Raw genomic sequence first — 20411 nt, 5'->3', positions numbered from 1 at the left:
TTTGGGGTACATGTTCTAGCTTGATCTTTAACCTGTGCGGCGGGGTCGTGGGGTTGTTGACTTCCTCTGTCGTGGTTTCGCGGTGTCTGTTTTGCGGACTGTGTGGACGTCGTGGCGTGGGGTTGCCCGGGTGTTCTTGCGTCCTGGTGGCCGTCCGGGGCCGGGGCGGGAGGGTTTCGGTGCTTCGGCGGGACAGGCGGCGTTCGGGCGGAGGTGCCGGAAATCGCGACGGACCCGGGCGGGGGTGAGCCTGTCGGGCGGGCTCGGTTTCTCCCACGGCCGGCGTAGATCGGCCGCCAGCGGGCGGGCGAGCCGGAGCTGGGTGAAGACGGCGAGGATGAGCCAGCTCCAGCGGTCCGCGGCTTCCGGGGTGCGGATCTTCGGGCAGGTCCAGCCCAGTGTCTGCTTGAACAGGCGGAAGGTGTGCTCGATGTCGAAGCGCCGAAGGAATGCCTGCCAGAGCAGGTCGATGTCGGTTTCGGTGGCGTCGGTGCCCGACCACCACAGCCAGACCGGCTTGGGTGTCGCGCCGCTGGGCAGGTGGTCGACCTGCAGGCGGATCACGGTGCCCTCGATTACGGGCAACGCGCCCAGCTGGGCCGTCCAGGCGGAGCGGTGGGTCAGTCTCGGGTGGAGCCTGTCCCAGGCCCGGGCGGTGGCGGTGCCGTAGAGACGGGTCTCGGTCACGGTTGCCGCGTCGGGGGTGTCCCAGGTGGCGGGGTCGCCGAAGACGAACTCGCCACCGTGGCGGGGCGGGCGGCCCCGGGTGCCAGGGGTGCGGGGCGGTGCCGCCCGGCGCAGGACGCGGTCCGAGCGCATCCGGCCCAGCACCTGCACCGGCAGATCCTTCAGCAGGAAGGCCAGGCGAGGCACGTCGTATCCGGCGTCCACCACAATCAGGATCTCCGGGTCACCGTCCCTCCACTGCCCGGCTGCGATCAGTCGCTCGACCAGTTCGCGCATCTGCCCGGCGGTGACCGTGGCAGCGTCGTCGCCCGGCGCCAGACGCAGCGCGTCCAGCGGCGCGGTCCACGAACTACGGCCCGTCTCCAGCGCGCAGATCACCGAGTACGGCCAGCCGGGAACGGGAATGTGCTGGTCCTTGCCCCGCCCGTAGGTGTGGCACAGGATCCGCTGCGGTGAGGTGTGCGCGTCGGGCCGCAGCCAGCAAGTGATGTCGGCAGCCAGCACCAGCTGGTTGTCCGCCGCCCGCGGCAGAGGCACCGCGGCCAGCGCCCGCCGCAGCCGGGCGACATCGACTCGGCCTGCGGCCAGGGCGTCGTAGAGCCCACCGTGCCCGCGACGGTGTTCGCCCACCAGCGACAGCTCCACCAGCGACCTGACCGGACCATCCGCACACAGCACGGCGTCGCCCAGCTCGAACAACGCATCCGCACGCCTTGGCGACCTTGCCAAGGACGAGAACAACGGCGAAATCGGCGCCGTAAAGGGCTTCGTTGGCGGGCGCGTTCAGCTCCGACCCCTAGGCGGAGGCACGGAGTGGGACGCCATGCCCGACCGCGTCGTGCAGCCCAGCGCCCGCGAGGAGCTGAGCGCCCGCAACGCTGTCCGAGACGCCCATTGCCGGTCCGGTCTGTGATGCGCGCCATCGGACGGTTCGCCGGGGTCTTATTCATCATCGGCATCAGCGCCTCGTGCGGCCTGGTGCTCGGTCTGGCCCTGGCAACCGCCCCATGATCCGGTCCGCCCCGCGCGGAGGCCAACGGTTCCCATGGCTCCCCCGTACCCGCGCTGGGCGGACCCTTCAGTGCCCGCTCCGGGCACCTGTGAGCTTGCTCGGTGGCCGGAGCGGGAGGCAAGTGCAGTGCACCACTCCTACGCGAGAGGAACACGCATGACCGCAGTAGCGAACGACCTGAAGACCGGACGCGAGCTGGTCGACGAGACCCTGTTCGGCAGCATCACGAACCTCGTGGTGATCCACGACGGCGAGAGCAAGGCACGCGCCGAACTCATCGCCGACCAGGCAATCGCGTTCGTGGCCACCGTCGCTACGGCCACGGTCCCGATGATGCCCAGCGACGACGTGGCCAAGGGCTACCACGCCTTCATTCTGCACACGAAGGCGTACGCCGAGTTCTGCGACCGCCACGCGGGCCGGTTCCTGCACCACAACCCGGCGCCGGCCCCTGTTGAGGGCGGGCGTCCGCTGGAGCGGGTCACCGCAACCGCTCACGCGATGAAGGCCGCCAGCTTCCGGGTCTTCGATGACCTCTGGATGGTCGACGGCACCAACGCCGCCCAGTGCGACTCGGACGATGGGCGCGATGACTGAGTGACGCCGCTCTGGCGTTAGGAGCGCGGTCAGCCTTCAAGTAGGGCTGGCCGCGCCCGTATTGAAGGAGTGACCTTGCCTGACTCGACCCCCGAACTCCCCCTCGTGGTGCTCGATGCGCCCATGCCCACCGCCCAGCGCCTCGTGCTCAATCGGCGAGGCTCCGCGGTGTGGGATGTGGACGCTCGCCGCGGCCGGTACACGGTGAAGCTCGGATACCCACATGCCACCTATGCACCACAGGTGGCCGGTCGAGCCTGTCATGACGTCCGGTCACCTTCCCTCTGAGACGAAGGAAGAAGTACCGGTGAACATCGGCGCCAAGTTGCTCGCGATCGCCTTTTGTTTCATGTTCGCGCTGATTGTCGCGCTCCCGTGCGCGGTCGAGGCGGCCCGGCACGGCAAGCCGAAGTCGACGGGCTTCGTGGCGGCTGGCCTGCTCGGGGTGGCCGTCCTCACCTTCCTTGCCAGTGGAGGGTGACGGAACGCCCCCAGCCGGTTAGGGCGGGGGCCTCGACCTCCGTTCAGCGCACAGGGCAGGCGCCAGTCGTGCGTGCAGTCCTCGTCCGTCGAGTCCTCGACCGAAGTCAGTTCGTACGTCGCGAACTCCTGCTCGGTGATCCGCTCGTACGGCGCCTGTTCTCGCGTGGAAAGCGTAACCGGACGCGAGCGCGCGACGCCGCCGTGGAGGGGCGTCGGTCAGGCGCCTGTGCTGATCAGCTCGTCCGCGGGACGGTTGACCGGTTGCGGCGTCCCGGTGAGGTCCATGACGAAGAGCGGGACGCCGAGCGAGTCCGCGCGGGCGCGCGCGTCGTCGGCGTACCCCGCGAGGGAGAAGAACACGCTCACCGCCGATGCGCTGAGCCCGTGCAGCCACAGGCACTCGACGTCGCGCAGGCTGCCCGGGCGGGTCGTCGGGTCGACCTGCGCGACCAGGCCCGGGGCGCGCAGGTCTATGCCGGACGCGGGCCGCTCGGGGGACTGCATGATGTCGCGGAACCCGAGCCACTTGAGGTAGAGCGCCGCCGCGGTCACCGCGTCCCGCGCGGTCCTGATCGTCATCGGCCGGAACTTCGGACGCGGGGGAGCCGCCGTCGGCGGCAGCGGGATGTGCGCGGGACGGCCGGGAGCGGGAGTGCGGCCGGTGGCGGTGGCGCTCCCGGGCGCGCCGGCGGTCGGTGCCGGCGGTGCGGAGCGCGGTACGGGGCGTACCGGAATGCGCAGCACCGCTCCGCAGGCGCATCCCAGCTCGGGCTGCGGCCACTGGTCCTGGCGCCCGCACGAGCCGCACCGGACGGTCACCCACGCGTCGGTCCAGGTGCGGTGCGTGATCCGCTCCGGCGCGGCGCCCCGTAACAGGGGCGGTGCCAGCGGCTCCCCGCACGCGCACGGGAAGACCGGTGGCGTGAAGCTGTGCTGTCGACGGCATGCCGGGCAGCGCACCGGCACGTTCTCTCCCATGACCGTCCCCCTCGGACCGTCGGCGTCCCTGTGCGTCGCGCAGGCGTGTGCGGGTGGCCGCGGCCCGCGCGACCGCGCACCTGTGACTGCGGTACGTCGCCCATCGTCCACCAAGAGCGACGCGTTGGGGAGGGACTTCAACCAATGCCCGCTCTTGACGCGCGGCGGACCTCACCCTAGATTGCTTCCGTATAGCAGAATCGAAATTCCGCATTATGGAAACAATGGAGTGGCGCTCACCGGTCGGCAGCGGTGAGGCACTCCGACTGGCCGAGCAGGAGTACGCGATGCCTCGAATGACCGCCGCCGCCGCCGCAGTGGAGATCCTCAAGCTGGAGGGTGTCGAGCAAGCGTTCGGCGTGCCCGGCGCGGCGATCAACCCCTTCTACCGCGAGCTCAAGAACGTCGGTGGCGTCAAGCACACGTTGGCCCGCCACGTCGAGGGCGCCTCGCACATGGCCGAGGGCTACACGCGTGCCAAGGCGGGCAACATCGGTGTCTGCATCGGTACCTCGGGCCCGGCCGGCACCGACATGATCACCGGTCTGTACTCCGCGATCGCGGACTCGATCCCGATCCTGTGCATCACCGGTCAGGCTCCGGTCGCGAAGCTCCACAAGGAGGACTTCCAGGCCGTCGACATCGCCTCGATCGCCAAGCCCGTGACCAAGGCCGCCACCACGGTCCTGGAGGCCGCGCAGGTCCCCGGTGTCTTCCAGCAGGCCTTCCACCTGATGCGTTCCGGCCGCCCCGGCCCGGTCCTGATCGACCTCCCGATCGACGTCCAGCTGACCGAGATCGAGTTCGACCCGGAGACCTACGAGCCGCTGCCGGTCTACAAGCCGCGCGCCACCCGCGCCCAGGCGGAGAAGGCGATCCGGTTCCTCCTGGAGTCCGAGCGCCCGCTGATCGTCGCCGGCGGCGGCATCATCAACGCCGACGCCTCCGACCTGCTCGTCGAGTTCGCCGAGCTGACCGGCGTCCCGGTCATCTCCACCCTCATGGGCTGGGGCACCATCCCGGACGACCACGAGCTGAGCGCCGGCATGGTCGGTGTGCAGACCTCGCACCGCTACGGCAACGCGACGTTCCTGGAGTCGGACTTCGTCCTCGGCATCGGCAACCGCTGGGCCAACCGTCACACCGGTTACAACCTGGACGCCTACACCAAGGGCCGCAAGTTCGTTCACGTCGACATCGAGCCCACCCAGATCGGCAAGATCTTCGCCCCGGACTTCGGTATCGCCTCCGACGCCAAGGCCGCGCTGGAGCTCTTCATCGAGGTGGCCAGGGAGCTGAAGGCCGACGGCAAGCTGCCGGACTTCAGCGCGTGGGCCGCCTCCGGCCAGGAGCGCAAGGCCACGCTCCAGCGCCGTACGCACTTCGACAACATCCCGATGAAGCCGCAGCGCGTGTACGAGGAGATGAACAAGGCGTTCGGCCCGGAGACGCGCTACGTCACCACCATCGGCCTCTCCCAGATCGCCGGCGCGCAGATGCTGCACGTCTACCGGCCCCGCAACTGGATCAACTGCGGCCAGGCCGGCCCGCTCGGCTGGACCATCCCGGCCGCGATCGGCGCCGCGACCGCCGACCCGGAGACCCCGATCGTCGCGCTCTCGGGCGACTACGACTTCCAGTTCATGATCGAGGAACTGGCCGTCGCCGCGCAGCACAAGGTGCCCTATGTCCACGTCCTGGTGAACAACGCCTACCTGGGGCTCATCCGCCAGGCACAGGGCGGCCTGGGCATCAACTTCGAGGTCAACCTCGAATTCGAGAACATCAACACCCCGGAACTGGGCGTCTACGGCGTCGACCACGTCAAGGTCGCCGAGGGTCTGGGCGTCAAGGCCATCCGGGTCACCGACCCGAACGAGTTGGGTGCCGCCTTCGAGCAGGCCAAGAAGCTGGCCCAGGAGTTCCAGGTCCCCGTGGTCGTCGAGGCCATCCTGGAGCGCATCACCAACATCTCGATGAGCAAGACGGTCGACATGAGCGACGTCACGGAGTTCGAGGAGCTGGCCACCGAGCCCGGCCACGCGCCGACGGCGATCCGCCCGCTCGTCTGACGCACCGCGTTCCCGTACGCCCGTTCCCGTACGCCCGTTCCCGAGGCCCGGTCTGCTTCCGCAGGCCGGGCCTCGGCTCGTACATGCGTCTCTTCGCGTACTTCGGCTTGCGGAGCCCGCACCCAGCAGTTGCTCTTGACCCAGCACCACATTCCGGTGCCCGTCCGGTCATACCGCCCGAGGGAGAGTCCTGCTGTGCGCCTGAACCGCCCTGTGCCGTCCCGCTCGTCCCGTCCGGGCGTACGAGCCGTCGCCGGCATCGTCGCGACGCTCGCCCTCGTCGCCGTCCCCGGCGCGGCCGGCTCCGCGACCGCCGCCGACAGCCGTCCGGCGCCGGCGACGGACCCCGCGGCCGTCCGCCACTGGAACGCCGTCACCACCCAGACCATCAGCGCCAACCTCGGCGCCATGCACCCCTCCGGACAGGTCGCCGTCTGGCACGGCTTCGTCTCCGCGGCCGTCTACAACGCCGTGGCCGGCATCCAGGGCCGGTACGCCCTCTACAAATGGCGGGAGAGGGGCCCCGTCACCGCGTCCCCGGAGGCGGCGGCCGTCACCGCCGCGCACCGCGTGCTGCTCGCCTACTTCCCCGCTTCGCAGGCGCGCCTCGACGCCGAGTACGCCACCTCCCTCGCCAAGATCCCCGACGGCCGCGCCGAGAAGCAGGGCGTGGCCTACGGAGAGCGCGCCGCCGCACACATCGTCAGGCTCCGGGAGAACGACGGCCGGTTCGAGCCGGTGGAGTACACCGCGCCGCCGGAACCCGGTGTCTGGCGGCCGACCCCGCCCGCCCACGCGCCTTACCTCGACACGTGGCTCGGCACGCTGCGCCCCCTCCTGCTCGAGGCCCCCGACCAGGTCCGTCCCGGTCCGCCGCCCGCCCTGTCCTCGGCCCGCTACGCCCGTGACGTCAACGAGGTGAAGACCATGGGGGCGAAGACGGGGTCCGGCAGAACCGCGCACCAGACCGAGACCGCCCTCTTCTTCGGCGGCAACCTCCTGGTCCAGCTCCAGACCGCCTTCCGCGAGTACGCGGCCGGCCACCACCTCGGCATCGCGGACACGGCCCGGCTGTTCGCCGCGGTGAACATGTCCGCCGCCGACGCGGTGATCACCGCATGGGACTCCAAGCTGCACTACGGCTTCTGGCGGCCCATCAGCGCCGTACACCTCGCCGACACCGACGACAACCCGGCGACCGAGGCGGACCCCGGGTGGCAGCCGCTGCTCGTCACCCCTCCGCACCCCGACTACATCAGCGGGCACGCGGCGGTCGCCGGCGCCGCGCTGCGGACCGCGGCCGGCGTGCTCGGCACCTCGCACCTCGGTCTGAACGTCCGCTCCGAGGCCACGGCCACCACCCGGCACTACGCGCACGCCGACCGGTTCAACCAGGACATGGTCGACGCCCGGGTGTGGGGCGGGATCCACTTCCGCAGCGCGGACATCGCCGGCTGCTCCGCCGGCAGCCGCATCGGGGACTGGGCGCTCCGCCACTACTTCAAGCCGCTGCGCAAGGCGGTGCCCTCAGGGGCGCGGACGACACTCCCGAAGTGTCCGAGCTGAAGTCCGAATCTCCCTCTAATCGGTTAATTGGCCCTCTTGGGGACATGACCGTCCTCCTGGTTGGGGATGTGTGTCGGACATCGACCCGCACACCGTCTGGAGCGACGTGGAGACCACCGGCACCGTATGGAGCTGTCCCTTCGATTACGCGGAGGCCCTGGAGTTCGACCCACAGCTCCGCCAGATGCTGGAGGCAGATCCGGTCGCCCGCATCCGGATGCCGTACGGCGAGGGCGAGGCATGGCTCGTGACGCGCTACGAGGACGTGCGGACCGTCACCACCGACCGGCGGTTCAGCCGCGGCGCCGTCAAGGGCCGCGACTTCCCGCGGATGACGCCCGAGCCGATCGTCCAGTCCGAGTCGATCAACCTCATGGACCCGCCGGCCAGCAGCCGGCTGCGCAGCCTGGTTGCCAAGAGCTTCGCGCCACGCCACGTGGAGCGGATGCGGGAGCGCACGCAGAACGTCGTGGACCGGATGCTCGACCGGATGACGGACCTCGGCCCGCCCGCCGATCTCGTCGAGCATGTGGCCGCGCCCCTGCCGCTCATGACGATCTGCGAGGTCCTCGGCATCCCCGAGGAGGACCGGCCCAGGCTGCGCGCGCACGCGCTCACCATGATGAACGTGAGCGCCGAGAACCGGGACGCCGCCGTCCGCGCCAAGGCCGAACTGCGGGCCTACTTCGCGGCGCTCAGCGCCGAACGGCGCCGCGCCCCCGGCGACGACATGATCAGCACGCTGGCCACCGCCCGCGACGGCGCCGAGCTGCTCGACGACGACGAGCTGGCGGTCATGTCGATGGTGCTGCTCATCACGGGCCAGGACACCACGACGTACGAGATCGGGAACATCGCGTACACCCTGCTCACCCGCCCCGACGTCCTCGGAAAGCTCCGCGCGCGGCCCTCGGCCCTTCCGGCGGCCATCGAGGAACTCCTGCGCTTCATCCCCTTCCGCAAGGGCGTCGGCATCCCGCGGGTCGCCACCGAGGACGTGGAGCTGAGCGGGGTGCTGATCCGGGCCGGGGACATCGTCCATGTCTCGTACCTCACCGCGAACCGCGACGAGCGCATGTTCGACCGGCCCGACGAGCTGGATGTGGACCGGCCCACGGTGCCCCACATGACCTTCGGCTGGGGGGCGCACCACTGCCTCGGGGCGCCGCTCGCGGCGATGGAACTCGAAGTGGTCTTCGCCGCGCTCCTCGACCGCTTCCCCGGGCTGCGGCTCGCGGTGGAGCCGTCGCGGATGCGATGGAACACGACATCCATCTGGCGCCACCCGCTCGCCCTGCCCGTCACGTGGTGACAACTCCCGTGTGACGCCCGCCCCGCGGTGACGACCGCGCGACGATACCGCTGTCCGGCATGAGACCCGGCATGAGACAAGGAAAAACCATGGCCACACTGTGCCGACCGTCCGTCGCCGTACCCGACCACGTCATCACGATGGAGCAGACGCTGGAACTGGCCCGCGAGACGCACGCGGGCCACCCGCAGCGGGACCTCGTCCTGCGCCTCATCGAGAACACCGGTGTCCGCACCCGGCACATCGTCCAGCCGATCGAGGACACCCTGCGCCACCCGGGTTTCGAGATCCGCAACCAGCTGTACGAGGCCGAGGCCAAGGCGCGTGTCCCCGGCGTCGTGCGCCGGGCGCTCGCCCATGCGGAGGTGGAGCCCGCGGACATCGATCTGATCGTCTATGTCTCCTGCACCGGCTTCATGATGCCGTCGCTCACCGCCTGGCTGATCAACACGATGGGCTTCCGGTCGGAGACCAGGCAGCTGCCCATCGCCCAGCTCGGCTGCGCCGCCGGCGGTGCGGCGATCAACCGCGCGCACGATTTCTGCACCGCCTACCCGCGGGCCAACGTACTGATCGTGTCCTGCGAGTTCTGCTCGCTGTGCTACCAGCCGACCGATCTGGGCGTCGGATCGCTGCTCTCCAACGGCCTGTTCGGCGACGCGATCTCGGCGGCGGTGGTGCGCGGCGAGGGCGGTGCCGGCATGCGGATCGAGCGCAACGGCTCGCATCTCGTGCCGAACACCGAGGACTGGATCTCGTACGCCGTACGGGACACCGGGTTCCACTTCATGCTCGACAAGCGGGTGCCGGGGACCATGGAGATGCTGGCTCCCGCGCTCAAGTCACTCGTGGCGCAGCACAGTTGGGAGGTCGCGCAGATGGACTTCTTTATCGTCCACGCGGGCGGGCCGCGCATCCTGGACGACCTGTGCCACTACCTGGACCTCCCGCCGGAGATGTTCCGGTTCAGCCGGGCCACGCTCACCGAACGCGGGAACATCGCCAGTTCCGTCGTCTTCGACGCCCTGGCCCGGATGTTCGAGGAGGGCACCGTCGAGACCGGGGCCGGCGGGCTGATCGCCGGGTTCGGGCCCGGCATCACCGCCGAGACGGCCCTCGGCCGGTGGGTGGGCGTCACCCCGGCCGGCGTCGGTGAGGCCGGCACGCGGGTCCCCGAGGAGGCGGTGGTGCCGGTCGGCTGACGACCCGGCGGAAACCTGAAGGGCGCGGGGTGGGTACGGGACCGTCCGTACCCACCCCGCGCCCTGGCAGGGAAGCTGATGCCGCCCGACGGCACGAGACTGGCGCGACAGGACGTTCGCGCCGTCGGGCGGAGCTGTGGGGAAGGGGTTCCGCGGCGGTGGGCGATGAGCTTTCGGGCGTCCTCCCCTCAGGTCGAGAAGGGCGTTCCTTGAGCCTTGACCACCGCACTGGCTCGCACGCCGCCGCGGCACCTTCCGTCCGTGACCCCGGCCACCCCTCATTCGGGCCGGCGGTACGGACTGCACCACCGGACCGACCTCCCGTCGGGCCCGCGGTGCGGTCTGGGTGACTAGTCCTCGCGCAGGGCGCGGACCGCTTCCTCGACGCGCTTGCCGTACTCCGCGTCCGCGGCGTGGAAGTGCGCGAGGTTCTTCTCGATCACGTCGTCGCGGCTGACCTGCGACAGGCCGCCGGCGATGTTCGCGATCAGACGGGACTTCTCCTCGGCCGACATCAGGCGGTAGAGCTCACCGGCCTGGAAGAAGTCGTCGTCCTTGACGTGGACGGCGGCCGCGTGCGTGCCCGTCCAGCCGGCCAGCGCCAGCGGGGCGGAGAGCGCCGCGTCGGTCTGCGCGGGACCGTCGTACGAGTTGGGCTCGTAGTTCTTGTCGTAGCGCGAGCCGTAGCGGGTCGCCATGGCGCCGTCCCGGCCGTAGTTGTCGGCCGCGGTCGCCTTCGGGGCGTTCACCGGCAGCTGGGTGTGGTTGACACCGAGGCGGTAGCGGTGGGCGTCCGCGTAGGCGAAGAGGCGGCCCTGGAGCATCTTGTCGGGCGAGGGGCCGATGCCCGGAACGAAGTTGTTCGGGGAGAACGCGGCCTGCTCGACCTCGGCGAAGACGTTGTCGGGGTTCCGGTCGAGGACCAGGCGGCCGACCCGCTGGAGCGGGTAGTCGGCGTGCGGCCACACCTTGGTGAGGTCGAACGGGTTGAAGCGGTAGTCCGGCGCCTCGGCGGCCGGCATGACCTGGACGTACAGCGTCCAGGACGGGTTGACGCCGCGCTCGATGGCCTGGAGCAGGTCCGTCTGGTGCGAGTTGGCGTCCTTGCCGACCTGCTCGGCCGCCTGCTCGGAGGACAGGCAGCGGATGCCCTGGTTCGTCTTGAAGTGGTACTTGACGAAGAAGGCCTCGCCCGCGGCGTTCGTCCACTGGTAGGTGTGCGAGCCGTAGCCGTTCATGTGGCGGTACGACGCGGGGATGCCGCGGTCGCCCATCAGCCAGGTGATCTGGTGCGTCGCCTCGGGGGCGTGGGCCCAGAAGTCCCAGACGTTGTCCGGCTCCTGCTTGCCCGTGAAGGGGTCGCGCTTCTGGGAGTGGATGAAGTCGGGGAACTTGATCGGGTCCTTGATGAAGAACACCGGGGTGTTGTTGCCGACGAGGTCGTAGTTGCCCTCTTCGGTGTAGAACTTCAGCGCGAAACCGCGCGGGTCGCGGACCGCGTCCGCGCCGCCGAGGCTGTCCGCGACGGTGGAGAAGCGGATGAACGTCTCGGTCCGCTTGCCCACCTCGCCGAGGAAGTTCGCGCGGGTGAAGCCGGTGACGTCGTCGGTCACCTCGAAGTAGCCGTACGCGCCCGAGCCGCGGGCGTGGACGACGCGCTCCGGGATGCGCTCACGGTTGAACCGGGCCAGCTTCTCCAGCAGGTGCTGGTCCTGGAGGAGGAGCGGACCGCCGACACCGGCGGAGGCGGAATTCTGGTTGTCGGCGACCGGGGCGCCTGACTCGGTCGTGAGCACACGCTTCGACATGGGGACCTTCCTGCGGAAATCTGCTGGCGGCGTGAGGAGCGTAAGTACGCACCGAGCGTGACGTCAACAGTTTGTTGAAGTTGAAGAGAGGGATCGGCGCGGACTGGAGCGAAAAAAATGGGTGTCCCGGGCGACGGCGGCGCCTGGGCGCGACAGGACAGGTGTCAGCGCCGCCGCCGCCCGGAAGTCGGGGGGCCGGTCAGCTCTGGACGGGCTGACCGGAGAGGCGCTCGACGGCGCGCAGCAGGGCGGAGTGGTCCAGGCCACCGTCGCCCTGGGCGCGCAGCGAGGCGACCAGCTGGGCCACGACCGCGCCGACGGGGAGCGCCGCACCGACATTGCGGGCGGCGTCGGTGACGATGCCCATGTCCTTGTGGTGCAGGTCGATCCGGAAGCCGGGGGCGAAGTCCCGGTTGAGGAAGTTGTCCTTCTTGCGGGTCAGGACGGTCGAGCCGGCCAGTCCGCCGTTGAGGACGTCGAGGGCGGCGGTGAGGTCGACGCCCGACTTCTCCAGGAAGACCACGGCCTCGGCGCACGCCTGGATGTTGACCGCGACGATCAGCTGGTTCGCGGCCTTCACCGTCTGGCCGGAGCCGTGCGGACCGCACAGGACGATGGTCTTGCCGAGCGCTTCGAGCACCGGCTTGGCGGACTCGAAGTCCTCCTGCGAACCGCCGACCATGATCGACAGTACGGCCTCGATCGCGCCGGCCTCGCCGCCGGAGACCGGGGCGTCCAGGACGCGCAGGCCCTTCTCGGCGCCGGCCTTGCCCAGGTCGACGGAGGTCTGCGGGGTGATCGAGGACATGTCGATCAGGAGGGCGCCCTTCCTGGCGTTCTCCAGGATGCCGTCCGGACCGTACGCGATCGCCTCGACCTGCGGGGAGGCGGGCACCATCGTGATGATGACGTCGGCGTCCTTGACGGCCTCGGCGATCGAGGACGCGCCCTTGCCGCCGGCGGCGACGAGGCGGTCGATCTTGGGCTGCTCGAGGGTGTAGCCGGTGACGTCGTAACCCGCCTTCAGCAGGTTCTCGGACATGGGGGAGCCCATGATGCCGAGGCCGATGAAGCCGATCTTGGGGAGAGTGCTCATGATGGGTGCCTCTTTCAACACACGCGCTTCAACTCACGCGCGAAAAATGGTCAGTTCGAGAGCCAGCCGAAGGCTTCGGCGCTCGGGCGGTCGCCGGGCTTGTACTCCAGGCCCACCCAGCCGTCGTAACCGGCGTTCTTGAGCAGGTCGAGCAGCTTTTCGAGCGGCAGGTCCCCCGTGCCGGGGGCGCCGCGGCCGGGGTTGTCGGCGATCTGCACGTGGCCGGTCTTGGCGGCGTACTCCGCGATCACGTCGGGGAGGTTCTCGCCGTTCATCGACAGGTGGTAGATGTCGAGGAGGAACTTGGCGTTGCCGAGTCCGGTGGCCTCGTTGACCTTGTCGACGACCGCGATGCCGGCCGGTGCGCTCACCAGGGGGTAGAGCGGCGACTCCGGCTTGTTGAGGGTCTCGATCAGCAGGATCGCGCCCACCCGGTCGGCGGCGCGGGCGGCCACCACCAGGTTCTCCAGGGCGAGCTTGTCCTGGACCTCCGGGTCGACGCCGTCGACGCGGTTGCCGTAGAGCGCGTTCAGCGCCTTGCAGCCGACCGAGGCGGCGAAGTCCGCCGCCACGTCGATGTTCGCGCGGAAGCGGTCCGACTCCTCGCCGGGCACGGAGAGTGCGCCGCGGTCCGGGCCGGGCAGCTGCCCGGCGTAGAAGTTGAGGCCGACCAGCTGGGTGCCGGCCTCGTCGAGCGCCTTCTTGAGCGCGTCGAGCTCGGCCTGGTCGGGGGTGGGGGTCTCGATCCAGGGCCACCACAGCTCGACCGCCTTGAAGCCTGCCGCGGCGGCGGCCGCCGGGCGCTCGAGGAGCGGGAGTTCCGTGAAGAGGATCGAGAGGTTCACATCGAAGCGCTGGTCCGTGTAGCCCATGAGGGTTTCGGCGCTCCTTCCGTATCGCGGAAGTTATTTTCTGCCTGATGGAATGTTGCACGGTGGCGCGGAGACCTGTCAAGAGGGCGTGACCAGGTCGGGGCCTCCCGGGGCCGGCCGGCCCGCCAGTAACGTGGGGGCATGGTGCGATTGAGAGTGGAGTTCACGACCGAGCCCTTCGACCTCGACGAGGCGCCGGCGCACGCGCTGGCCGCCCGCGAGGTCATCCAGGTGGCCGAGCTGGACGCTGTGGACGTAGGCCCGTTCGGGAACACCGCCGAGGGCGGCGCCGACGCGGTGCTGACCGCCGTCGACGCGCTGCTGCGCAGGTCCCTGGATGCGGGTGCCACCCGGGTCTCGTTGCAGGTCAACGTGATCGGGGAGGGCGAGAAGTGACGGATTTCGGCGGGCCTGAGGACCACCCCCTCGTCACCGCGGTCAAGCCGCTGGTCGACGCCATGGGCGGCGAGATGATGGTGCCGGAGCAGGCGCGGGGTGACGACGTGGTGCTGGCCTGGGAGGGCCGGGACGTCGTCGCCGTACGGCTTCCCCAGCTCTCGGACTCCCTCGATCACATCTTGGCCGCGCTGGAGCGCCGCCACGGTATGCCGCTGGCGGAGCTCGACCGCAAGGAGAAGCAGTCGGTCGTACGGGTCCTGGAGGCTCGCGGGGCCTTCTCCGTGCGGCACGGGGTGGAGACCGTGGCGAGCGCCCTGGGTGTCAGCCGCTTCACCGTCTACAACTACCTGAACAGGGAGAACGCCGCGAACGCGGCCAAGAGCGACTAGGTCCGCCGTCCATTGCGTGGGCATATTTGATCGATCATTCGCAGGGGCCGCCGTCCGGACAACGGGTCGGCGGCTTTTGCGTTCGCGAGATTTCAACAAAGTGTTGACGAGCTGTTCGTGAGGGCGTTAGCTATGCGCAGCCCGTCCAGCACGCCACGGAGGCTCCCGTGACTTCAGGTTCGACACCGGGCCTCGCCCGGTTCAACACCTCGGCGGACAGCGAGGCCACGGCCGCGCTGCACGAGGTGTGCGCCAACTCGGCGTGGGGGAGCAAGATGCTCGCCCAGCGCCCGTACGCCAACGCCGAAGCCCTCTTCCTCGCCAGTGACGCCGCCATGGCGGAACTGACCGCGGAGGATCTGGCCGAGGCGATGGCGGGCCACCCGCCGATCGGCCGGCCGAAGCCCGGTGACCCGACCTCCTCCCGCGAACAGCGGGGGATGGCCGGAGCGTCCGAGGAACTGAAAGCCGAGATGCTCGAACTGAACCTGGCCTACCAGGAGAAGTTCGGACATGTCTTTCTGATCTGCGCCACCGGTGCGACCGGTGAGCAGATGCGCGACGCGATGCGGAACCGGATCGGCAACACCGCCGATGCGGAGCGTGAGATCGTGCGCACCGAACTCGGGAAGATCAACCGAATCCGGCTGACCCGCCTCGTAGAAGAGTACGAAGAGGACAACGACTGATGAGCACCGCGACCACTGCTTCGGTGTCCACGCACATCCTGGACACCAGCATCGGGCGCCCCGCCGCGGGTGTCGCCGTCTCGCTCACCGCCCGCAGTGGCAGTGACGCCGAGTGGGTGGTACTCGGCGGGTCCGCGACCGACGCGGACGGGCGCTGCAAGGACCTGCCGGCCCTGCCGGAAGGCACGACCCACGTACGTCTCGACTTCGAGACCGAGGCGTACTTCTCCAACAAGCCCAGTTCGAAGAAGCAAGCCGAGGCACAGCAGGACGCCCCCCGCGTAAGGGACAGCGGCGCGTTCTTCCCGGAGGTGGCGATCACGTTCGCCGTCGTACCGGGCGAACACTTCCACGTACCGCTGCTGCTCAACCCGTTCGGCTACTCCGTATACCGAGGGAGCTAGCACCGACATGCCCACGATTCTCGGCCAGAACCAGTACGGCAAAGCAGAGAACCGCGTCGTCAAGATCACGCGGGACGGCGACACCCACCACATCAAGGACCTGAACGTCTCCGTCGCCCTCTCCGGCGACATGGACGACGTGCACTACTCCGGCTCGAACGCCAACGTCCTGCCGACGGACACCACCAAGAACACGGTGTACGCGTTCGCCAAGGAGTACGGCATCGAGTCCGCCGAGCAGTTCGGCATCCACCTCGCCCGTCACTTCGTAACGTCGCAGGAGCCGATCCAGCGCGCCCGGATCCGGATCGAGGAGTACGCCTGGGACCGCATCGCGACCTCGGACAACAACTCCAAGTTCATCGGCTCCGACGAGGTGAACCACTCCTTCGTCCGCAAGGGCCAGGAGCTGCGCACCACGCAGATCACCTTCGACGGTGAGAACTGGGAGGTCCTGTCGGGCCTCAAGAACCTCACGGTCATGAACTCCACCAACTCGGAGTTCTGGGGCTACGTCAAGGACCGGTACACGACGCTCAAGGAGGCGTACGACCGCATCCTGTGCACCGACGTCGCCTCCGTCTGGCGCTACAACTGGACCAACGACGAGGACCGGATGCCGAACTGGGACAAGTCGTACGCCCAGGCCAAGAAGCACATGCTGGAGGCCTTCGCCGAGACGTACTCCCTCTCGCTCCAGCAGACCCTGTACCAGATGGGTTCGCGCGTCATCAACAGCCGGAGCGAGATCGACGAGATCCGCTTCTCGCTGCCGAACAACCACCACTTCCTGGTCGACCTCGAGCCCTTTGGGCTGAAGAACGACAACGAGGTCTACTTCGCCGCCGACCGCCCGTACGGCCTCATCGAGGCCACCATCCTGCGGGACGGCGTCGAGCCGAAGATCCCGGTCGACATGACCAACCTCTGACGCGGGACCGGTGCGCCCCGTCCGCCCAGCGGCAGGGCGGGGCGCACCGGACCGGAGGGAACCTCCATGGCAACGCCTGCATGCCGGGCCGGCAACGGCCCCTGTGTCCACGCCGTGAGCACAGGCCCCGGTCGCGCGGCCGGCCTGCGCCGCTCATCCACTTTCCGCCCTGTACCGAGCGGGCGCCGGCGCCTTCCCCGGGCGACGGGCGGGAGCGCGCTCCTGCCCGGCGGGTCGTCACGGGCGGCCATGGACGACCTGGTTCCCCGCGTCCCGGCAGCGGCGGGTGTCCCGCACCCCGCTTGTCCGCACAGTCGCCCGCGCAGCCGCCGCGTCAGCATCCCCGGCAGCGACGCCGCCCACAAGCGGGCGGGCGATGGCGTGACCTCGTTCTGTGACCCCGTGCCCGGCACCGTCCTGCCCGTCCGCGATTCCCTCAGCGACCGCCGGGTGCTGTCCCCGGGGCGGACGCTGCAGCCCGCCGCGACCCTCGTGGGCCCGCTCATCGGCGGCCACCCCCATGCCTTCGCCCGTAACGTCGCCGCCGTCACGCTCACCCGCGTACGCGGCCGGTACGACGCCGCCGTCGCCGGTGGAGCGTGCCTCGTCCGGGCACCGGCCGTGCCCGGCTCCGCCATCAGCGCCGGAGCCCCGGCCGCGGTCCACCACCTGTTCTTTCACCACCTCGGCACCCGGAGCCACGCGGCTGCGGCACTCAAATCCTCCTAGGGTCCTGCCGTGCCCACATCACTGAGAGAAGGACGCACCATGGCAGCATCGGCAGCCGCGCGCACCATCATCGAGAACTGTGCCATCGCCACCGTCGACGCCAACGACACCGAGTACGCCTCGGGTTACGTCGTGGTGGCCGGCAACCGCATCGAGTCGATCGGCGCCGGCAAGGCCCCCGAGGGCCTGGACAACGTCGTACGCCGTATCGACGGCACGGGCCACCTGGTCACCCCCGGCCTGGTCAACACGCACCACCACTTCTACCAGTGGATCACGCGCGGCCTGGCCACCGACCACAACCTCTTCAACTGGCTGGTCGCGCTGTACCCGACCTGGGCGCGCATCGACGAGGCCATGGTGAAGGCGGCGGCGCAGGGCTCGCTGGCGATGATGGCCCGCGGCGGTGTCACCACCGCGATGGACCACCACTACGTCTTCCCGAAGGGCTCGGGCGACCTGTCCGGCGCCGTCATCGGGGCCGCCTCCGACATGGGCGTACGGTTCACCCTTGCCCGCGGCTCCATGGACCGCAGCGAGAAGGACGGCGGCCTGCCGCCGGACTTCGCGGTCGAGACCCTCGAAGGCGCGCTCACCGCGACCGAGGAGACCGTCAGGAAGCACCACGACGCCTCCTTCGACGCGATGACGCAGGTGGCCGTCGCGCCCTGCTCGCCGTTCTCGGTCTCCACCGAACTGATGAAGCAGGGCGCCGAACTGGCCCGCCGCCTCGGGGTGCGCCTGCACACCCACGGCAGCGAGACGGTCGAGGAGGAGCAGTTCTGCAAGGAGCTGTTCGGCATGGGCCCGACCGACTACTTCGAGTCGACCGGCTGGCTCGGCAGCGACGTGTGGATGGCCCACTGCGTCCACATGAACGACTCCGACATCGCCGCCTTCGCCCGTACGGGCACGGGCGTCGCCCACTGCCCGTCCTCCAACGCCCGCCTCGCGGCAGGCATCGCCCGGGTCCCCGACATGCTGAAGGCCGGCGTCCCGGTCGGTCTCGGCGTCGACGGCACGGCGTCCAACGAGTCGGGCGAGCTGCACACCGAGCTGCGCAACGCCCTGCTCATCAACCGCCTCGGCGCGCACCGCGAAGCGGCGCTCAACGCCCGCCAGGCGCTGCGCCTCGGTACGTACGGCGGAGCCCAGGTGCTCGGCCGCGCCGACCAGATCGGTTCGCTGGAGGCCGGCAAGCTCGCCGACCTGGTGATGTGGAAGATCGACGGTCTCGGTCACTCCACCATCGCCGACCCGGTCACCGCCATCGTGTTCGGCGCGGCGGCACCGGTCACCCTGTCGCTCGTCAACGGCAAGCCCGTCGTCGAGGACAACCGCCTGATCACGGTGGACGAGGACGCCATCGCCCGCGACGCGCGGGCCGAGGCGCAGCGCCTCGCGCGGATCGTTGCGCAGGGCTGATCAACCCCCCGGAAGTCCGGCTGAGGGGGACGGCCCTCAGCCGGCGGCCGCGGACCCGAGCGGGGTCCACGGCAGCTGTGCCCGGGGGCGCGCGCCCAAGTGCGAGCGCCCCCGGGGACGGTGACCAACGCCCGGACGCCGCCGCCCGGTACCGGCGGCACCACAGACCCCACAGCTTCACCGCCACCCCCGGCACACACCCCCCATGCGTCATGCACGTCTGCACCACCTGCTTCAACGCTCCACTCCGCACCACCTCCCTGACATCCACGTCCCCGCTGGCGTGTAACCGACCGGAGGAACCGCCGTGGCCGCCAAGCCCAGGTTTCGCAAAGATGCATCCGCCGAATCCGACCCCGCCGAGTCCGGACCCCCGTCCGGCCCCGATCCGAAGCACCCGGTCGACGAAAAGCTGCCCCCCGGCAAGATGTTCACCAGCGGCCTCCAGCACGTGGCCGCGATGTACGCCGGTGTGGTCGCCCCACCCATGATCGTCGGCCCCGCGGTGGGGCTCGACGCCACGGAGACGGCCTTCCTCATGGGGGCCAGCCTCTTCACCGCCGGCATAGCGACCCTTCTCCAGACCCTCGGGTTCTGGAAGATCGGCGCCAAGCTCCCCTTCGTCAACGGCGTCTCGTTCGCCGGAGTGACCCCGATGATCGCCATCGGCAAGGGCGAGGGCGACAACGCGATACCGATCATCTTCGGAGCGATCATCGTCGCCGGTGTACTGGGCTTCGTCGCCGCCCCGTACTTCTGTAAACTCGTCCGCTTCTTCCCGCCCGTCGTCACCGGCACCGTGATCACCCTGATCGGTGTCTCCCTGCTGCCGGTCGCCTTCAACTGGTCCCAGGGCGGCAACTCCCAGGCCGACGACTACGGATCCATGACCAACATCGGCATGGCCGCCCTGACCTTCCTGATCGTGCTGGCCCTGCGGAAACTGCTGCGCGGCTTCCTCCAGCAGATCGCGATCCTCCTGGGCCTCGTCGCGGGCACACTCATCGCCATCCCGGTGGGCATCACCCACTTCGACGCCATCAAGAACGCCGACCTGGTGGGCTTCCCGACCCCCTTCCACTTCGGCGCACCGCAGTTCGAGGTCGCGGCGATCATCTCCATGTGCATCGTGATGCTGGTGTGCATGACCGAGTCGACCGCCGACATGCTCGCCCTCGGCAAGATCGTCGGCCGCCCGGCCGACGAGAAGACGATCGAGGGCGGCCTGCGCGCCGACACCCTGGGCAGCGCGATCAGCCCGCTCTTCAACGGCTTCATGTGCAGCGCCTTCGCGCAGAACATCGGCCTGGTCGCGATGACGAAGGTCCGCAGCCGGTTCGTCGTCGCCGCCGGCGGCGGCATCCTGATCCTGCTCGGCCTGTGCCCGGTGCTGGCCTCCGTGATCGCTCTCGTACCGCTGCCGGTCCTCGGCGGCGCCGGCATCGTGCTCTTCGGTACGGTCGCGGCCAGCGGCATCCAGACCCTTGCCACGGCCGCGCTGGAGAAGGGCGAGAACGCCCTGATCGTCGCCGCCGCCCTCGGTATCGGCCTCATCCCGATCGCCGCGCCCACCTTCTACCACGCGTTCCCCGAGGACCTGCTGGTGGTGCTCGACTCGGGCATCAGTACCGGGTGTGTGGTGGCCATCGTCCTCAACCTGGCCTTCAACCACCTGGGCGGGAAGGGCGGCCAGGACGAGAACGCGACGCAGCCGGAGATCCCGGACCAGATCCCGGCAGCGGCCCACTGACCGCAGCCAC

General features: G+C 69.7%; 19 protein-coding genes. 14 read left to right on the top strand and 5 right to left on the bottom strand.

Going from position 1 to position 20411, the window contains the following annotated elements; genetic code table 11:
- Window positions 1–27: 27 nt before the first annotated feature.
- Window positions 28–1437 carry an NF041680 family putative transposase gene (locus tag AS594_RS07640; protein WP_069935050.1) on the bottom strand — a complete coding sequence of 470 codons (1410 nt, stop codon included), beginning with the start codon at window positions 1435–1437 and terminating at the stop codon, window positions 28–30.
- Between the two features lie 418 nt (window positions 1438–1855).
- Here AS594_RS07640 and AS594_RS07635 point away from each other — a divergent pair, with 418 nt between their 5' ends.
- Both AS594_RS07635 and AS594_RS44560 read left to right on the top strand, forming a co-directional pair.
- Window positions 1856–2296 carry a glycine-rich domain-containing protein gene (locus AS594_RS07635; protein ID WP_069926259.1) on the top strand — a complete coding sequence of 147 codons (441 nt, stop codon included), beginning with the start codon at window positions 1856–1858 and terminating at the stop codon, window positions 2294–2296.
- Window positions 2297–2603: 307 nt separating this feature from the next.
- Window positions 2604–2777: a hypothetical protein gene (locus AS594_RS44560; RefSeq protein WP_167368002.1), complete on the top strand. Its 174-nt coding sequence runs from the start codon at window positions 2604–2606 to the stop codon at window positions 2775–2777.
- Between the two features lie 218 nt (window positions 2778–2995).
- On the opposite strand, the gene AS594_RS07630 is transcribed toward AS594_RS44560, so the two are convergent.
- Complete coding sequence (locus AS594_RS07630) at window positions 2996–3757, bottom strand: hypothetical protein (RefSeq protein WP_069926258.1); 762 nt, start codon at window positions 3755–3757, stop codon at window positions 2996–2998.
- Between the two features lie 287 nt (window positions 3758–4044).
- On the opposite strand from AS594_RS07630, the gene gcl reads away from it, so the two are divergent.
- The 4 genes from gcl to AS594_RS07610 all read left to right on the top strand — a co-directional run bounded on the left by gcl (window position 4045) and on the right by AS594_RS07610 (window position 9909).
- Window positions 4045–5829, top strand: a complete 1785-nt coding sequence (gene gcl, locus AS594_RS07625) for a glyoxylate carboligase (protein ID WP_069930337.1) — start codon at window positions 4045–4047, stop codon at window positions 5827–5829.
- A 195-nt stretch (window positions 5830–6024) separates the two neighbouring features.
- On the top strand, window positions 6025–7395 hold the full coding sequence (locus AS594_RS07620; RefSeq protein WP_240508960.1) for a vanadium-dependent haloperoxidase: 1371 nt from the start codon (window positions 6025–6027) through the stop codon (window positions 7393–7395).
- Between the two features lie 79 nt (window positions 7396–7474).
- Window positions 7475–8707 carry a cytochrome P450 gene (locus AS594_RS07615; RefSeq protein WP_069930335.1) on the top strand — a complete coding sequence of 411 codons (1233 nt, stop codon included), beginning with the start codon at window positions 7475–7477 and terminating at the stop codon, window positions 8705–8707.
- A gap of 89 nt (window positions 8708–8796) precedes the next feature.
- Window positions 8797–9909 carry a type III polyketide synthase gene (locus tag AS594_RS07610; protein WP_069926257.1) on the top strand — a complete coding sequence of 371 codons (1113 nt, stop codon included), beginning with the start codon at window positions 8797–8799 and terminating at the stop codon, window positions 9907–9909.
- Window positions 9910–10259: 350 nt separating this feature from the next.
- Here the strand turns inward: AS594_RS07610 and AS594_RS07605 are convergent, their stop codons facing one another.
- From AS594_RS07605 to AS594_RS07595, 3 genes are all read right to left on the bottom strand, one after another.
- The gene (locus AS594_RS07605; protein ID WP_069933244.1) at window positions 10260–11717 is read right to left on the bottom strand and encodes a catalase; all 1458 of its coding nucleotides are present in this window, start codon (window positions 11715–11717) and stop codon (window positions 10260–10262) included.
- 199 nt (window positions 11718–11916) lie between these two features.
- Window positions 11917–12813 (bottom strand): 2-hydroxy-3-oxopropionate reductase, encoded by an 897-nt coding sequence (locus AS594_RS07600; RefSeq protein WP_069933245.1) that lies wholly within the window; start codon window positions 12811–12813, stop codon window positions 11917–11919.
- Between the two features lie 50 nt (window positions 12814–12863).
- Window positions 12864–13685 (bottom strand): TIM barrel protein, encoded by an 822-nt coding sequence (locus AS594_RS07595; RefSeq protein WP_069933246.1) that lies wholly within the window; start codon window positions 13683–13685, stop codon window positions 12864–12866.
- Window positions 13686–13829: 144 nt separating this feature from the next.
- Between AS594_RS07595 and AS594_RS07590 the strand changes: the two genes are divergently transcribed.
- From AS594_RS07590 to AS594_RS07555, 8 genes are all read left to right on the top strand, one after another.
- The gene (locus AS594_RS07590) at window positions 13830–14081 is read left to right on the top strand and encodes a hypothetical protein (protein ID WP_069930333.1); all 252 of its coding nucleotides are present in this window, start codon (window positions 13830–13832) and stop codon (window positions 14079–14081) included.
- Between the two features lie 62 nt (window positions 14082–14143).
- Window positions 14144–14473, top strand: a complete 330-nt coding sequence (locus AS594_RS07585) for a helix-turn-helix domain-containing protein (RefSeq protein WP_069930334.1) — start codon at window positions 14144–14146, stop codon at window positions 14471–14473.
- Window positions 14474–14640: 167 nt separating this feature from the next.
- Window positions 14641–15162, top strand: a complete 522-nt coding sequence (gene uraD, locus AS594_RS07580) for a 2-oxo-4-hydroxy-4-carboxy-5-ureidoimidazoline decarboxylase (RefSeq protein ID WP_069926253.1) — start codon at window positions 14641–14643, stop codon at window positions 15160–15162.
- Complete coding sequence (uraH, locus tag AS594_RS07575) at window positions 15162–15566, top strand: hydroxyisourate hydrolase (protein ID WP_069926252.1); 405 nt, start codon at window positions 15162–15164, stop codon at window positions 15564–15566. Before uraD ends, uraH begins: the two co-directional genes overlap by 1 nt.
- Window positions 15567–15573: 7 nt before the next feature.
- Window positions 15574–16497, top strand: a complete 924-nt coding sequence (pucL, locus tag AS594_RS07570; protein ID WP_069933247.1) for a factor-independent urate hydroxylase — start codon at window positions 15574–15576, stop codon at window positions 16495–16497.
- Window positions 16498–16746: 249 nt separating this feature from the next.
- Complete coding sequence (locus AS594_RS47885; RefSeq protein WP_069933248.1) at window positions 16747–17226, top strand: hypothetical protein; 480 nt, start codon at window positions 16747–16749, stop codon at window positions 17224–17226.
- 39 nt (window positions 17227–17265) lie between these two features.
- Window positions 17266–18651: an 8-oxoguanine deaminase gene (locus tag AS594_RS07560; protein ID WP_069926249.1), complete on the top strand. Its 1386-nt coding sequence runs from the start codon at window positions 17266–17268 to the stop codon at window positions 18649–18651.
- 307 nt (window positions 18652–18958) lie between these two features.
- Complete coding sequence (locus tag AS594_RS07555) at window positions 18959–20401, top strand: nucleobase:cation symporter-2 family protein (protein WP_069933249.1); 1443 nt, start codon at window positions 18959–18961, stop codon at window positions 20399–20401.
- The last annotated feature ends 10 nt before the right edge of the window (window positions 20402–20411 follow it).

The organism is Streptomyces agglomeratus, assembly GCF_001746415.1.
Taxonomy (GTDB): Bacteria; Actinomycetota; Actinomycetes; order Streptomycetales; family Streptomycetaceae; genus Streptomyces; species Streptomyces agglomeratus.
Note: the sequence above shows the minus strand (reverse complement) of the source record. Positions and strands in the feature narration are given on the sequence as shown.

What these genes read in the sequence shown, in the direction of transcription:
- AS594_RS07635 (WP_069926259.1), top strand. Translation starts at nt 1,856, where the DNA reads ATGACCGCAGTAGCGAACGACCTGAAGACCGGACGCGAGCTGGTCGAC.
- AS594_RS07630 (WP_069926258.1), bottom strand. Translation starts at nt 3,757, where the DNA reads ATGGGAGAGAACGTGCCGGTGCGCTGCCCGGCATGCCGTCGACAGCAC.
- gcl (WP_069930337.1), top strand. Translation starts at nt 4,045, where the DNA reads ATGCCTCGAATGACCGCCGCCGCCGCCGCAGTGGAGATCCTCAAGCTG.
- AS594_RS07610 (WP_069926257.1), top strand. Translation starts at nt 8,797, where the DNA reads ATGGCCACACTGTGCCGACCGTCCGTCGCCGTACCCGACCACGTCATC.
- AS594_RS07605 (WP_069933244.1), bottom strand. Translation starts at nt 11,717, where the DNA reads ATGTCGAAGCGTGTGCTCACGACCGAGTCAGGCGCCCCGGTCGCCGAC.
- AS594_RS07600 (WP_069933245.1), bottom strand. Translation starts at nt 12,813, where the DNA reads ATGAGCACTCTCCCCAAGATCGGCTTCATCGGCCTCGGCATCATGGGC.
- AS594_RS07595 (WP_069933246.1), bottom strand. Translation starts at nt 13,685, where the DNA reads ATGGGCTACACGGACCAGCGCTTCGATGTGAACCTCTCGATCCTCTTC.
- AS594_RS07585 (WP_069930334.1), top strand. Translation starts at nt 14,144, where the DNA reads ATGGGCGGCGAGATGATGGTGCCGGAGCAGGCGCGGGGTGACGACGTG.
- uraH (WP_069926252.1), top strand. Translation starts at nt 15,162, where the DNA reads ATGAGCACCGCGACCACTGCTTCGGTGTCCACGCACATCCTGGACACC.
- pucL (WP_069933247.1), top strand. Translation starts at nt 15,574, where the DNA reads ATGCCCACGATTCTCGGCCAGAACCAGTACGGCAAAGCAGAGAACCGC.
- AS594_RS47885 (WP_069933248.1), top strand. Translation starts at nt 16,747, where the DNA reads ATGGACGACCTGGTTCCCCGCGTCCCGGCAGCGGCGGGTGTCCCGCAC.
- AS594_RS07560 (WP_069926249.1), top strand. Translation starts at nt 17,266, where the DNA reads ATGGCAGCATCGGCAGCCGCGCGCACCATCATCGAGAACTGTGCCATC.